The sequence below is a fragment of the Pseudarthrobacter sp. TE3704 genome, from assembly GCF_056279405.1.
This window is the reverse complement of the sequence record NZ_JBWCCJ010000002.1, coordinates 211,879-224,611: the sequence shown is the minus strand read 5'-3', so window position 1 is coordinate 224,611 and position 12,733 is coordinate 211,879. Positions and strand designations below refer to the sequence as shown.

15 protein-coding genes are annotated in these 12,733 nt (G+C 65.9%); 7 read left to right on the top strand and 8 right to left on the bottom strand.

Annotated features, from left to right (window positions below):
- Positions 1-53 precede the first annotated feature (53 nt).
- Complete coding sequence (locus tag ACZ9BC_RS04965; RefSeq protein ID WP_476245008.1) at positions 54-893, bottom strand: hypothetical protein; 840 nt, start codon at positions 891-893, stop codon at positions 54-56.
- A 116-nt stretch (positions 894-1,009) separates the two neighbouring features.
- Here ACZ9BC_RS04965 and ACZ9BC_RS04960 point away from each other — a divergent pair, with 116 nt between their 5' ends.
- The gene (locus ACZ9BC_RS04960; RefSeq protein WP_476245007.1) at positions 1,010-2,074 is read left to right on the top strand and encodes a spore photoproduct lyase family protein; all 1,065 of its coding nucleotides are present in this window, start codon (positions 1,010-1,012) and stop codon (positions 2,072-2,074) included.
- Positions 2,075-2,181: 107 nt separating this feature from the next.
- Here the strand turns inward: ACZ9BC_RS04960 and ACZ9BC_RS04955 are convergent, their stop codons facing one another.
- Positions 2,182-2,718: a hypothetical protein gene (locus ACZ9BC_RS04955; protein WP_476245006.1), complete on the bottom strand. Its 537-nt coding sequence runs from the start codon at positions 2,716-2,718 to the stop codon at positions 2,182-2,184.
- A gap of 301 nt (positions 2,719-3,019) precedes the next feature.
- Here ACZ9BC_RS04955 and ACZ9BC_RS04950 point away from each other — a divergent pair, with 301 nt between their 5' ends.
- The 5 genes from ACZ9BC_RS04950 to ACZ9BC_RS04930 all read left to right on the top strand — a co-directional run bounded on the left by ACZ9BC_RS04950 (position 3,020) and on the right by ACZ9BC_RS04930 (position 6,228).
- Entirely contained in the window at positions 3,020-3,430 is a 411-nt protein-coding gene (locus tag ACZ9BC_RS04950; protein WP_476245005.1) for an SHOCT domain-containing protein, read from the top strand.
- A gap of 59 nt (positions 3,431-3,489) precedes the next feature.
- Positions 3,490-3,930, top strand: a complete 441-nt coding sequence (locus ACZ9BC_RS04945) for a VOC family protein (RefSeq protein WP_476245004.1) — start codon at positions 3,490-3,492, stop codon at positions 3,928-3,930.
- 290 nt (positions 3,931-4,220) lie between these two features.
- A complete protein-coding gene (locus ACZ9BC_RS04940) occupies positions 4,221-4,862 on the top strand; it encodes a biotin transporter BioY (RefSeq protein ID WP_476245003.1) in 642 nt (213 codons plus the stop codon).
- Positions 4,863-4,870: 8 nt separating this feature from the next.
- A complete protein-coding gene (locus tag ACZ9BC_RS04935; RefSeq protein WP_476245002.1) occupies positions 4,871-5,608 on the top strand; it encodes an energy-coupling factor ABC transporter ATP-binding protein in 738 nt (245 codons plus the stop codon).
- A complete protein-coding gene (locus ACZ9BC_RS04930) occupies positions 5,605-6,228 on the top strand; it encodes an energy-coupling factor transporter transmembrane component T family protein (RefSeq protein WP_476245001.1) in 624 nt (207 codons plus the stop codon). The genes ACZ9BC_RS04935 and ACZ9BC_RS04930 overlap by 4 nt, the downstream gene beginning before the upstream one ends.
- A gap of 18 nt (positions 6,229-6,246) precedes the next feature.
- On the opposite strand, the gene ACZ9BC_RS04925 is transcribed toward ACZ9BC_RS04930, so the two are convergent.
- Both ACZ9BC_RS04925 and ACZ9BC_RS04920 read right to left on the bottom strand, forming a co-directional pair.
- Positions 6,247-7,434, bottom strand: coding sequence for a thiolase family protein (locus ACZ9BC_RS04925; RefSeq protein WP_476245000.1), 1,188 nt, complete (start codon positions 7,432-7,434; stop codon positions 6,247-6,249).
- Positions 7,424-8,830, bottom strand: coding sequence for a class I adenylate-forming enzyme family protein (locus tag ACZ9BC_RS04920; protein ID WP_476244999.1), 1,407 nt, complete (start codon positions 8,828-8,830; stop codon positions 7,424-7,426). The genes ACZ9BC_RS04925 and ACZ9BC_RS04920 overlap by 11 nt, the downstream gene beginning before the upstream one ends.
- Before the next feature lie 59 nt (positions 8,831-8,889).
- On the opposite strand from ACZ9BC_RS04920, the gene ypfJ reads away from it, so the two are divergent.
- Positions 8,890-9,771, top strand: a complete 882-nt coding sequence (ypfJ, locus tag ACZ9BC_RS04915; RefSeq protein WP_476244998.1) for a KPN_02809 family neutral zinc metallopeptidase — start codon at positions 8,890-8,892, stop codon at positions 9,769-9,771.
- A 78-nt stretch (positions 9,772-9,849) separates the two neighbouring features.
- Here the strand turns inward: ypfJ and ACZ9BC_RS04910 are convergent, their stop codons facing one another.
- The 4 genes from ACZ9BC_RS04910 to sufD form a co-directional block, all read right to left on the bottom strand.
- Positions 9,850-10,182: a metal-sulfur cluster assembly factor gene (locus ACZ9BC_RS04910; RefSeq protein WP_066275677.1), complete on the bottom strand. Its 333-nt coding sequence runs from the start codon at positions 10,180-10,182 to the stop codon at positions 9,850-9,852.
- 12 nt (positions 10,183-10,194) lie between these two features.
- Entirely contained in the window at positions 10,195-10,983 is a 789-nt protein-coding gene (sufC, locus tag ACZ9BC_RS04905) for a Fe-S cluster assembly ATPase SufC (protein ID WP_079596067.1), read from the bottom strand.
- 79 nt (positions 10,984-11,062) lie between these two features.
- The gene (locus ACZ9BC_RS04900) at positions 11,063-11,422 is read right to left on the bottom strand and encodes a non-heme iron oxygenase ferredoxin subunit (RefSeq protein ID WP_476244997.1); all 360 of its coding nucleotides are present in this window, start codon (positions 11,420-11,422) and stop codon (positions 11,063-11,065) included.
- 24 nt (positions 11,423-11,446) lie between these two features.
- Complete coding sequence (gene sufD, locus ACZ9BC_RS04895; protein ID WP_476244996.1) at positions 11,447-12,733, bottom strand: Fe-S cluster assembly protein SufD; 1,287 nt, start codon at positions 12,731-12,733, stop codon at positions 11,447-11,449.

The following is a 12,733-nucleotide window of genomic DNA, read 5'->3' as shown; positions in this document are numbered from 1 at the left end:
GTCCGTCAGGAACGGCGGGCGGGCCCCCGAACGGCGCAACGGTTGCGGCGTGCTCAGGCAGCGGCGCGCGGCAGGACGAGCATGTAGCCGGTGGGCAGGTCGCTGCTCCAGCGCCGCGGCTCGCGGACCACGAACTGCGTGGCCAACTGCTCGGGCGTGAGCAGGCTGTTGGGCTCGGGCGAAGGGCCCCACCGCTCGCTGCCGTGCGGGTAAAGCGGATCCAGGACCCGGATGCCGGTGACCGGGAACTCCGGGAACCCGGCGGGATCGCCAAGGGACTCGAACCCGCTCATCACCCATGCGTGGCGGCCGCTCCACATGACCAGCCCCACCGGCCGTCCGGTATCGGCGATGGCGCGCGCCGCCGTCTGCAGCGCGTCCTCATAGTCAGGAACGCTGACGACGGCGTACGGCCCCATGCCAACCTCGGTCAGCACCTGCGCCCAGCCGAGCGGGTTGGCGCCGTTGAACGAGTTGGACGACCGTGCCCGCGCCATCTCCCACAGCTCTCCTTGCTGGGCGGAATCGGTCCACGTGCCGCCCCCGGTGTCATCGATGAGGTTGTGCGCCATCTGGATGCTTGCCGCAACGCACCAGTCGAAGGTGTACTGCGGCACGAAGTCCCCCTCCTGGTACAGGTTGAGGGCGAATGGCTGGGGCGCCGGGACTTCGGGCGCCGGGACTTCGGGCGGGGCAGAAGCCGGGGTGGGGGTGGGAGTGGACGTGGGGGCCGGCTGAGGGGCGACGACGTCTCCCGCTGCCTGCGGGGCCGAAGAGGCTGGGGCGGGTTGTTCAGTGACGGCGTCGAGATGGCCGACGGCGGGTGTGCAGCCCGCGAGGAAGGCCGCCAGGGCCATAACCCAGGCAAGAAGACGGAGACGGGCGCCGTTCATGATCGCTCCAGTCTAGCGCGGCGGGAATGACCCAGGCAGGGGCTAATGGCCGCCACTGCACACGCCGTGGGCTTAACTGCCTGCGCCATCCTTGCCGCCCTTGGGAGAATGGAACCGTGGAATTCAACAGGCTGCTGCAAATCCGCCGCATCTACGCGCAGCCCGCTGCCCTGGAACTGCCCCGGGGCAAGGAGGTCGTGGAACGCTGGCCGGACGCCGACGTCGTGCTTGTCGACAATCACTGGAACATCCCCGAGCTGCACGGGGATGAAACGAACGTGCCGCGCTGGTCCCGCATCAAGACCGAGGCGCTGGTCCTCGGCGTCAAGAAGGCGCTGACCGTCAAGCCGAACGGCCGGTCCGCGGACTTCATTGCCCCCTCCACCGCGAACGGCTGCGCCATGGCCTGCGCCTACTGCTACGTGCCCCGGCACAAAGGGTACAGCAACCCGGTAACCGTGTTTGCCAACATCGACCAGATTGCCGGTGCCCTTGAACGGCACGCAACCCGCCAGGGCATGAAGCTGGAGCCCAACCAGTGCGACCCGGAACTCTGGGTCTACGACATCGGCGAAAACAGCGACTGCTCTGTCGACGCGCTGATCAGCGACAACGTGGAGGACCTCGTTACGCTTTTCCGCGACCTGCCCACCGCCAAGCTGTCCTTTGCCACCAAGTACGTGAACCCGGCGATGCTCGGCTGGGACCATGGCGGCCACACCAGGATCCGCTTTTCGCTCATGCCCGCGGCTTTGGCCAAATCGATTGACGTCCGGACCTCGCCGGTGGCTGAACGCATCGCCGCGATCAACGACTTTGTGGATGCCGGATACGAAGTGCACGTCAACTTCTCCCCCGTCATCATCACCGACACCTGGCTGCGCGACTGGGAGGAGTTGCTGCGCCAGCTTGATGCCACCCTGACAGCCGCAGCCAAGGCCCAACTCGCGGCAGAAGTCATCTTCCTGACGCACAATGAGCGGCTCCATGAGGTCAACCTGGGGTGGCATCCGCAGGCCGAGAACGTGCTGTGGCGCCCGGACCTGCAGGAATCGAAGGTCTCGTCGAACGGATTCAGCAATGTCCGCTACCGTACCGGGACCAAGGGCCGCTACGTGCGGCAGCTGGCCGCGCTTATCGAGGAGATCGCGCCCTACTGCCGCATCCGCTACGCGTTCTGAGGCACGTGGAGACGCTCCTGCACGCGAGGTGCAGGAGCGTCGAGCCGGCAATTTATAGGGTGCGGGTTGGCGACGGGCCGTGCACAGGCCCGACCACCATCAGGAGATTAATTCGGGCAGCGCAAGTCCGGATTGTAGGCTGCGAACATGCCGCTCGGGTTGTCCCTCCATACCCATGCGTGGAGCGCCCAGGACTTGTCGAACGGCCCGGTTTCGAATTTGACGCCGGCAATCGAAGGTCGCTCGGCCGCCGTCGATATGAACTCAATGGCCACCAGCTTGTACCGCCCGTACTTATTCGGCATGTATACGAGAACCTCCGGTTTCCGGGCCTGGGTCTTGTCATCGATCAGGTCCTGCCTCGCGTAGTGGAAGCCCATGGCCCCCACGCCACGTTCTTCGATGCATTTGGTTATTTCCTCATAACCGTCCGCCTTGGCGTTCTCCAGCCAGCGATATTCGTCGGTGACGTGGCGCAGGACGTTGACCAGCCGGCGCTGATCGTCATTGTTCCGCCAGTCGTCGCTGTGGTCCGAGCCTCCGTGCCCTGACCCTCCATGGGCGAGCGCGGTCCCGGGAGCCAGTCCCATGGCAAGCGCTGCTGCGGCCACCATCGACAGGAGTCCCGTCCTGGTGCGATTCATCGTTGATCTTCTACCCCTCTGAGACCGATATCGTTTCTACAAGGGATGCGAAGCGTGAAAAGGTATATTCCACCTTCGCCAAGATGCCGACAGATTTTCCCGGGAACTGCCGGTGAATGAGCCGCTCGGGCGTGTTTATCGTCCATCGAAGTGAGCGGCGTAACCAGTATGCTCCTGCTCAAAAACGCGGCGCTACGCTACGGGCGGGTAGTAGGGGGAGCAGTTTTTTGGACTGCCCCTTTAGGGGAGGCTCCTGGAAAACGGGGTGTTCTCTGGTGAGTGGCGGGTCTATCCTTCACACATGAACGAGCACACGGCTCCGAGTGAGACCGGCGGGTTTTTCTTTGAGTTCAGAGGGAAGCACCCCCTCCGTGAGACAGCAGGGTGGGTATCCGGTGTCGGATTGGCTGGTGCCGGGATGGCAATAGCGGTCATCGGAACCGCCTCACATTCCCACATATCCATGCCCCTGGGAATTGCGGTGGCAGTTCTCGGTGCCATCCTGCTCGTTTTGTACGCGGTGACCAGGAGCACGACGAAGCCAGCGTCCGTTCCTTCCGTGGCAGGAAAGCATCGTGTGAAGAACGCAGGCAGAGCAGCGGCGAAGGAATCCTTAGCGGCTGATCTTGTCGTTATAGCGAACCTCTATTCCCAAGGTGCTCTCACCGCGGAAGAATTTGCTGCGGCCAAGCGCCGAATACTTGGTATCTGACCCGCCCCTCGTTCCTCCGCCTCTGGAGCTGACCGGTCCGCCTTGGTAGCTTTCAACGCATGGCCATCAAACTGGAGAACGTCGGTATCGCCGTTCGCGACCTCGAAGCAGCAATCGCCTTTTTCACCGATCTCGGTCTCACGGTGGTGGGCCGGGACATGGTCAGCGGGGAGTGGACCGACACTGCTGTGGGACTTGACGGGAACCATGCCAAGATTGCGATGCTCCAGACCCCGGACGGCCACGGCCGGCTTGAGCTCTTCGAATACATCCACCCCGAAGCGATTGAGTCGAACCCGACGCGGCCCAACGACATCGGCATGCACCGCGTGGCCTTCTCGGTCGACGATATCGACGAGGCACTTAAGGTAGCGGCGAAGCACGGATGCCATCCGCTGCGCGGGGTGGCGACCTACAAAGACATCTACAAGCTCACGTACCTCCGCGGCCCCAGCGGAATCCTCGTGATGCTCGCCGAGGAACCGAACAAGGCTCCGTAGTGGGCCTGACTTGGTTAGTGAAAGGCGGGGTCACGTCTGGCCCTTAGAAACCCCATTTTTGGGCGATATCTGACCCCGCGTTGCCTGTTTAGGCGGGCACTTGCTGACTCTGCTCGAAGCGCTCCGGCGCAGTCGCGTAGATGAAACGGACGCGGGTCACAGTCAGTTAGTACCCAGCCGTCAAAGCCAGGGACCGGCTTTAGTAGGCCCCCTACAAAATGGCCCCACAGCGGCGCCGGTAACGTCGGCAGTACACTAGATTCCGCTTGTACAACCCCGACAGGACCGCCATGAGCAACACTGACACAGCCGTCATAAGCACCTCAAACGAAAAGCGCCGCTGGAACGCCACAGACCTCGGGCTCATCGCCGTCTTCGCGGCCCTGGTGGCGGGATCCGCGCTGGTGCCCGGACTCGCCGTGAACGGCTTCGGCGTCCCCATCACCTTCCAGACCCTGGCCGTGATGCTCACCGGCCTGGTGCTCGGCCCTGGAAGGGGCTTCGCCGCCGTCGGCCTTTACGTCCTCCTGGGCCTCGCCGGGCTGCCCATCTTCAGCCAGGGCCGCAGCGGCCTGGGCATCCTGGCCGGACCGTCGGCCGGCTACATCCTCGCCTTCCCCATCGCCGCCCTTGTTGTGGGATGGCTGGCCACCGTGGTCATCCGCCGGACCACCAAAGCCCGTGCGCTGTGGCTGTTCCTTTCGGCCACCGTTACCAGCGTGGTGGTGGTGCACTCGCTGGGCATCGCCGGCATCGCGCTCAACACCAAGGCGACGCTCGGCCAGGCATTCCTGAGCGACGTGGTCTTCTACCCCGGCGACATCATCAAAAACATCCTCGCGGCCGTCATCGCCGTTGCCCTGCACCGCGCATTCCCGGACATCCTGGTGCGCCGGGTCAAGCGCAGCGTTCCCCAGCCTGCCAACGCCTAGGATCCACCATGCCCGACGTGACGTTTGACCAGGTAGCGGTAGCTGTTCCGCTGGACCACCGGCCGGAACCCAAGGTCCTCCTGGAGGATGTGACCCTGCAGCTCACGGAGCAGCGCGTGGGGGTCATTGGCGCCAACGGATCCGGGAAGTCCACGCTGCTGCGCCTGGTCAACGGCCTCATCCAGCCCACGGCGGGCACGGTAGCGGTCGACGGCGAGGATACAGTCCGTGCCGTCCGCAAAGTACGCCGGAGCGTCGGCTTTGTCTTTACCGATCCCCTCTCCCAGCTGGTCATGCCCACCGGGCGGGAGGACGTGGAGCTGTCGCTCCGCCGCTCCGTCAAAAATGGCACCGAGCGGCGCAGGCTCGCCGAAGCGGCCCTGGACCGGCTCGGGCTGCTGCACCTGGCCGACCAAAGCATCTACGAACTGTCCGGCGGCGAACGCCAGCTGATGGCGCTCGCCGCCGTACTGGCGGTGGATCCCGCGGTGCTGGTACTGGACGAACCGTCCACCCTGCTGGACCTGCGCAACCGCGAACTCCTGCGCAGGACCCTGGACGGCCTTGGCCAGCAGATCATCATGTCCACCCACGACCTCGAACTCGCCCTGGAAATGGACCGCGTGCTGGTCATCGAACAAGGGAAAGTCGCCTTTGACGGCGCCGCCACAGATGCCGTAAACGCCTACCGCGCGCTCTGCTCGGAAAGCCTGGACAGCCTGGAAGCGCGGGGACCACAACGATGAGGGGCCACGGCTTCCTGCTAGCCAACTACGTCCCGGGAGATTCGCTGGTCCACCGGTCGCCCCTGGCTGTGAAATTCCTGCTGGTCTTCGCCTGCGGCCTTGCGTCCTTCGCCATCGCGGACTGGCGCATTTCGCTGCTGGTGCTCGCCGGCCTCTGCGGCCTGTTCCTGCTGACGGGGGCCGGCCTGAAACGGCTGTGGGGCGCCGTCCGCCCGCTCGCCGCGGTCCTGCTGGTGATCGGGCTGTTCCAGTGGTGGCAGCTGGGTGCACCCACCGCGGCCCGGATCGTCCTGAACATCCTCGTCTGCGTCGTTGCCGCGTCCCTGCTCACCGCGACCACCCCCGTGCAGCAGCTCCTGGACGGCGTGGTCAAGGCGGCAGGCCCTTTCAAGAGGTTCGGCGCGGATCCGGAACGCTTCGCGTTGACCATCGGGATCATGCTCCGCAGCATCCCTTACATCGCCGGGACCTTCGCGGATGTCCGGGATTCCGCCCGGGCCCGCGGCCTCGAACGCAATCCGCGTGCACTGGTCCTGCCTGTGTTTATCACCTCGGTGGCCTTTGCCCGCCAGACCGGTGAGGCGCTCGCAGCCCGCGGCCTGGGCGAAGCGGAGGACTGAACCTCCGCCCGCAGGGAATCAGCTGTTGCTAAGGTGCTGGTACCGGAACAATGCCGCCGTACCCATCCCGCCGGCACTGCTGATCATGGCCAGCGCCAGGGCGCCCGGAGCCTCCGCACGGCGCGCCTGGGCCAGCAGCCGGGTGACCAGGACGGCGCCGGAAGCACCGTAGGCATGGCCCAGGGCCAGCGCCCCGCCGTCGAGGTTCGCCCGTTCCCCGTCGATGCCCAGCTCGTCAAGGCAGGCAAGCGTCTGGGACGCGAACGCCTCATTGAACTCCACCAGGTCCAGCTGGTCCGCCGTCACGCCTGCGCGGTCAAGAACGTCGCGCGCCGCGCTGGCGGCACCCACCCCGAGGACCTCCGGGTGCACGCCGGCCGTCCCGGTGCCCAGCACCAGCAGCCCGTCGTCTGCCCCCAGTTCCTGCGCACGCTGGACAGACGTAATAACGACGGCGGATGCGGCGTCCGCGTCGAAGCATGAGTTTCCGGCGGTGACAGTTCCCCCGTCGACGAAGACGGGCGGGAAACGCGCCATCACGGCGGCGGTCAGGCCGCGCCGGGGCCCGTCGTCCGCTGCAACGGTCCCGGTACCGGTGCCCAGCGGCACAATCTCGCCGTCGAAATACCCGGCCTGGGCTGCTGCAAGAGCCCTTCGATGGCTCGCCAGCGCGAAGGCGTCCTGGCGCTCCCGGCCCACGCCAAACTTCTGCGCGACTGTTTCCGCGGCCTCCCCCATGTCCGGATCACCGAAGCTGGCGGGCACAAACTGGGCGCGCCGGTAGAACTCCGGCCCGCCGTCGTCGTTCCGGTGGGCGCGCAGCGGCGCGGTACTCGTACTCTCCACTCCCCCCGCCAGGTACAGGGGATTCCCGCCGGCTGCCACGAGCCGGGCCGCCAGGACCACCGCGTCCAGGCCTGAACCGCACTGGCGGTCCACCGTCATTCCGGGCACGCTGACCGGCAGGCCCGCCTCCAGCAGCGCCAGCCGGGCCACGTTGCCGCCGCCGCCCACTGCGTTCCCCATCACCACGTCAGCGACAGCGCCGGGTTCAACCCCGCAGGAAGTCACCAGTTCCCGCAACACCGGAGCCAGAAGCTCGTGGGCGCGCAGCGCTCCGAGAGGGCCGTTGATCCGGCACACGGGGGTCCGCCGGGCCACGATGATAACGGGCTGCCGCTCCGGAGGCAGGATCTCAGGCGCCAAGGTTCCGGACTCTGGGGTCGCGGGTATCAATCCATTCCAGCAGCAGGTTCCGGCTGACCTTGCCCCGGTCCGTGACGGGCAGTTCGGTGAGGACGTAGTACTGCAGCGGGCGCTTGTCCCTGGCCAGGATGTCCTCAAGCCCCGCCCGCAGCTGCATTGCCGTGATCCCCCCGTGGGCAGGGACAACGCCGGCCACCACCCGCTGGCCGCGGAGGTCGTCCGGCATGCCCGCGGCGACGGCGGCCGCCACCCCGGGCACCGCCGCGAGGGCAAGCTCAACCTCGTGCGGATAGACGTTCTTGCCGGAGGTGAGGATCATGTCGGCGCGCCGCCCCAGGATATGCAGCTCCCCCGCGTCGAGGTAACCCTGGTCCCCCACCGTGAACCAGCCGTTGAAGGACCGCAGGGCCTGGCCGTCGTCGCCCCACAGGTAGCCGTTGCTGACCAGGGCGCTGCGTACGCAGATGTTGCCCGACTCCCCGTCCGGAAGGGGCGTCCCGGCGTCGTCGAGGATCCGCACGTCCACGCCGGGAAAGGGACGGCCAATGCCGGTCCCGCCCACAGCCGGTGCCTGGCCGGCGGGCAGCCCGGCACCGGAGACGAAGCTCAGCTCCGAGGCGCCGTAATACTCGAAGATGGTGGCGTTGGGGACCCAGCGGCGGGCAGCTTCGAGGGTCCGCGCATCCAGTTTGGCTCCGGCGCTGATGATGGTCCGCACGCCGGAGGCGTCAACGCAGCCCGTCAGGCCGCGCTCGCTGAGCATCCGCAACATGGTGGGGACCAGCACCAGCCGGGTGACGCGGTCGTGGGTGATCGCTGAGTGGACGTCTCCGACGTCGAAACTTTGCAGGGTCTGGAACTCGGACCCCGCGTAAAGGCACTCGGCCAGCGCGTAGAGGTTAAGGCTGGCCGCCAGCGGGCCGGGGGCCAGGGTGACATCATCCTGGCGCAGGCCGAAGAATTCGATTGACGCCTCGAAGGACTGCTGCCAGGAACGGCGGGACCGGGTGAAGGCCTTGGGCACCGACGTGGTGCCGGACGTCAGGCCGATGAGGAATGTGCTCTCCGGCGGCCCGTCGGCAAGGGCGTCATCCGGGGCCACTGCGGCGGGCAGCGCCGACGCTTCCACGCGGCGGATGATGTTTTCGCGCAGCTGGCGGGGCCAGGCCGGATCAAGGACTGCGCATTGGCGCCCTCCGGCAACCGCGGCAGCGAGCTTTACGGCGAACTCCGTGGAGTTTGCCTCGCAGAGGGGCGTAATCGATTTCGTGTCCGCAACCAGATCAGCAGCTGAATCGCGGAGCTCTGCCCAGGAAAGGCGGCGGCCAGCGACCACGACAGCGGTGTGGTGCGGCCGTTCGTCCGCCCAGCGCTGGATTCTGTTGAGGAAAGGCATCGGATCAACTTTACCGGCCGGGACGGATTGAGTTCCGGGCCCGAGGGTAATGTGACTTTATGAGTTTCAACGACAATGTGCAGCTGGATCCTTCACAGGTCCAGGACCGGCGCGGCATGGGCCGCGGCGCCAAGGTGGGGGGTGGCATCGGTGGCGGGCTCCTGCTGCTGATCGCTGCGCTCTTCGGCGTAAATCCGCAGCTCCTCGAGGGCCTGGCAGGCGGTGCGGCCCCGGCTCCGCAGTCGCAGGGCACCGCGCCTGCGTGCGAGACTGGCGCCGACGCCGATGCCCGCGTCGACTGCCGGATCACCGGCACCGTTAACAGCCTGAACGCCTTCTGGCCTGCCTACCTGGAGCAGTACAACGTCCAGTACCCCCAGCCGGAGACCGTGATCTTTGATGAAGCAGTGAGTACGGGCTGCGGCACGGCATCCAGCGCTGTGGGCCCCTTCTACTGCCCCACGGACACCACCGCCTACTTCGATCCCGGGTTCTTCACGGAACTTGTAAACCGCTTCGGTTCTTCCGGCGGCCCGCTGGCCCAGGAGTATGTAGTGGCCCATGAGTTCGGCCACCACATCCAGAACGTCCTGGGATACCTGGACCGCGCCCAGCAGGATCCGCAGGGCCCTGAGTCCGGCGCCGTGCGCGTGGAACTGCAGGCAGACTGCTATGCGGGCCTCTGGGCTAAGCACGCGTCAACCCAGCCGGGCCCCGACGGCCAGCCGTTCCTGGAGGCCCTCACCCAGCAGGACCTGAACGACGCACTGTCCGCCGCTTCAGCGGTGGGCGATGACCGCATCCAGGAGGCAGCCACCGGGCGCGTCACTCCCGAGGCGTGGACCCACGGTTCCAGCGAGCAACGCCAGCGGTGGTTCTACAAGGGCTACGAGACCGGCGACATCAACCAGTGCGACACGTTCTCCGCGCCCACTCTTTAACGGCAGGAACGACGACGGCGGGCCACCTTTCCCAGGAAAGGTGGCCCGCCGTCGTCGTACTTATTTAGTCGTACTTATTTAGATGTTGAAGCCGAGGGCCCGCATCTGGTCCTTGCCGTCGTCGGTGATCCGTTCGGGACCCCATGGCGGCATCCACACCCAGTTCAGGCGCCAGTCGTCCACAACGCCGTCCAGCGCCTTGCCCACCTGCTCCTCGAGCACGTCGGTGAGCGGGCACGCGGCGGTGGTCAGCGTCATGTCGATCAGCAGCGCACCGTCGTCGTCGGAGTACTTCAGGCCGTACAGCAGGCCAAGGTCAACGATGTTGACGCCGAGCTCAGGATCGATGACATCCTTGAGGGCCTCTTCGACATCCTCAAGGCTCGTGCGGGCTGCGTTGATTTCTGTCATGGCAGGTCCTGACTAGGCCTGTACCGCGACGGGCGCGGCAGCAGTGCCGGCGCCCTTGGCGTAGCGGTCGTAGCCTTCTTCTTCGAGGCGGTCGGCCAGCTCCGGGCCACCCTCTTCGACAACTTGGCCGTCCACGAACACGTGGACGAAGTCAGGCTTGATGTAGCGCAGGATGCGGGTGTAGTGGGTGATGAGTAGAGTGCCCATCTTGCCTTCCGCGTGGGCGCGGTTGACGCCCTCGGACACGACCTTCAGCGCGTCAACGTCCAGGCCGGAGTCGGTCTCGTCCAGGACGGCGAACTTGGGCTTGAAGAGCTCCAGCTGGAGGATCTCCACGCGCTTCTTCTCGCCGCCGGAGAAGCCTTCGTTGACGTTGCGCTGGGCGAAGTCGGCGTCGATGCGCAGCTGCTCCATGGCAGCCTTGACGTCCTTGGTCCAGGTGCGCAGCTTGGGTGCTTCGCCGTCGATGGCGGTCTTGGCGGTGCGCAGGAAGTTGGTCATGCTGACACCGGGGACCTCCACGGGGTATTGCATGGCCAGGAAGACGCCGGCGCGGGCGCGCTCGTCCACGCTCATCTCCAGGACGTCTTCGCCGTCCAGGGTGATGGAGCCGCTGGTGACGTTGTACCGCGGGTGGCCGGCGATGGTGGAGGCCAGCGTGGACTTGCCGGAGCCGTTGGGGCCCATGATGGCGTGGGTTTCGCCGGTCCGGATGGTCAGGCTGACGCCCTTCAGGATTTCCTTGGTGCCCTGCTCCGTGTCAATGCTGACGTGCAGGTCCTTGATCTCAAGAGTAGACATGTGTCTTGTTCTCCTCTGCACCGTGCCTGGCGGCGGCGGTGCGGTCTCTGTCTGGAAGTTGGTTCGTAAATCTGTGGTGCTAGCTGAAGTTCGGAGCTTCGGCGCCGTTGAGGACATTGGTGAAGTCCACGTAGACCTCGTCCCCGCTGATCTCGACGGCGAACACCGGGACGGGATCGTAGGCGGGCAACTGCAGCGGCTCGCCGCTGCGCAGGTCGAACTGCGAGCCGTGGCCCCAGCATTCGATGGCGCAGCCCTCCACTTCACCCTCGGACAGGGAAATGTCCGCGTGTGAGCAGGTGTCGCCTATCGCATGGATCTCCCCCATGGAGTCCTTGACGATCGCCACAGGGTAGTCGTCGATCAGGATCCGCAGCGCCTGCTTCAGTTGGATGTCATCCACCTTGCAGACAAGCTCGCCCTTTGGCTGGTCAGTCATCTGTAAACCCGTGCTCCGTACCTTCTAGTTGTCCGTCAGTGCGAGTTCGTGCTCAACAGCTTCGGTCAGCCGCTCCTCGATGGAGGGGACCTTGATCTGCTGGATGATCTCGTTCAGGAAGCCACGCACCACCAGGCGGCGGGCCACGGACTCGGGGATGCCGCGCGCCATCAGGTAGAAGAGGTGCTCGTCGTCCATCCGGCCGGTGGCGCTGGCGTGGCCTGCACCCTCAATCAGCCCGGTCTCGATCTCGAGGTTGGGCACGGAATCGGCGCGGGCGCCGTCGGTCAGCAGCAGGTTGCGGTTGGCCTCGTACGTGTCGGTGCCTTCGGCTTCCTTGCGGATAAGGACGTCGCCAACCCAGACGGCGTGGGCGTTGCGGCCCTGCAGCGCGCCTTTGTACAGGACGTTGGACTTGCAGTTGGGCACGGCGTGGTCCACGAACAGGCGCTGCTCAAGGTGCTGGCCGGCGTCGGCGAAGTACAGGCCGAACAGTTCAGCCTCGCCGCCGGGAGCGGTGAAACGGGCCGACGGCGTGACGCGGACAAGGTCGCCGCCGAGGCTTACCATGACGTGCTTGAGCTTGGCGTCGCGGCCGATCTTAGCCTGCTGGGAGGAGGCGTGAACGGCGTCGTCGTTCCATTCCTGGAGCGAGACAACTGTAAGGCTGGCACCGTCTTCCACGATGATCTCAACGTTTTCCGAGACCACGGCAGAGCCGCGGTGGTTCAGGACCACAACAGCCTTGGAGAACTTCTTGGCGACGATCACCAGGTGCTGGGCGGCGGCATCAAGGGACGTGCCTTCGATGTCGATGGTGATTTCGGTCAGCGCCTCGAACTCCGACGGAATGGTGACCACCGTGGCCTGGGCGAAGTTCTCCCAGGCGTTGGCGGACACGCGGTCCTCAGGAATGCCGGCAGTACCGATCCGCTGGTCGTCGCGGCCGACGCCCTCTACGGTGACGTCTTCCGGGCCCTTGACGATCACGGTGGGCGCCGCGCCGGACAGGACCTCGGTGTGCAGGCCGCGCAGGCGCTTCAGCGGGGTGAAGCGCCAGTCTTCCTCCAGGCCGGTGAGCGGCTTGAAGTCGGCCAGCTTGTAGGACGTGAGGCGGCCGGCGCGTGAGCTGTCCGGAACGCCTTCGCCGCCGCCGTGTGAGTGGCTCTTGGAAGAGGCGCCGGCAAGCGGAGCCTTGGAGCCTGCCGCGTTGATGGGCGACAGGCTTTCGCCTTCTTCGGTGAAGCCGTCGATGAACGGCTGGGCTGAGGGCGCGCCGATGCGGGCCTTTTCAGTAGTGATTTCAGTCAT

Excerpts from the sequence above, each read along its gene's own strand:
- ypfJ (WP_476244998.1), top strand. The coding sequence starts at position 8,890 with ATGAGTTTCAACGACAATGTGCAGCTGGATCCTTCACAGGTCCAGGAC.
- ACZ9BC_RS04910 (WP_066275677.1), bottom strand. The coding sequence starts at position 10,182 with ATGACAGAAATCAACGCAGCCCGCACGAGCCTTGAGGATGTCGAAGAG.
- sufC (WP_079596067.1), bottom strand. The coding sequence starts at position 10,983 with ATGTCTACTCTTGAGATCAAGGACCTGCACGTCAGCATTGACACGGAG.
- ACZ9BC_RS04900 (WP_476244997.1), bottom strand. The coding sequence starts at position 11,422 with ATGACTGACCAGCCAAAGGGCGAGCTTGTCTGCAAGGTGGATGACATC.
- ACZ9BC_RS04955 (WP_476245006.1), bottom strand. The coding sequence starts at position 2,718 with ATGAATCGCACCAGGACGGGACTCCTGTCGATGGTGGCCGCAGCAGCG.
- ACZ9BC_RS04930 (WP_476245001.1), top strand. The coding sequence starts at position 5,605 with ATGAGGGGCCACGGCTTCCTGCTAGCCAACTACGTCCCGGGAGATTCG.
- sufD (WP_476244996.1), bottom strand. The coding sequence starts at position 12,733 with ATGACTGAAATCACTACTGAAAAGGCCCGCATCGGCGCGCCCTCAGCC.
- ACZ9BC_RS04940 (WP_476245003.1), top strand. The coding sequence starts at position 4,221 with ATGAGCAACACTGACACAGCCGTCATAAGCACCTCAAACGAAAAGCGC.
- ACZ9BC_RS04965 (WP_476245008.1), bottom strand. The coding sequence starts at position 893 with ATGAACGGCGCCCGTCTCCGTCTTCTTGCCTGGGTTATGGCCCTGGCG.
- ACZ9BC_RS04935 (WP_476245002.1), top strand. The coding sequence starts at position 4,871 with ATGCCCGACGTGACGTTTGACCAGGTAGCGGTAGCTGTTCCGCTGGAC.
- ACZ9BC_RS04945 (WP_476245004.1), top strand. The coding sequence starts at position 3,490 with ATGGCCATCAAACTGGAGAACGTCGGTATCGCCGTTCGCGACCTCGAA.
- ACZ9BC_RS04950 (WP_476245005.1), top strand. The coding sequence starts at position 3,020 with ATGAACGAGCACACGGCTCCGAGTGAGACCGGCGGGTTTTTCTTTGAG.
- ACZ9BC_RS04920 (WP_476244999.1), bottom strand. The coding sequence starts at position 8,830 with ATGCCTTTCCTCAACAGAATCCAGCGCTGGGCGGACGAACGGCCGCAC.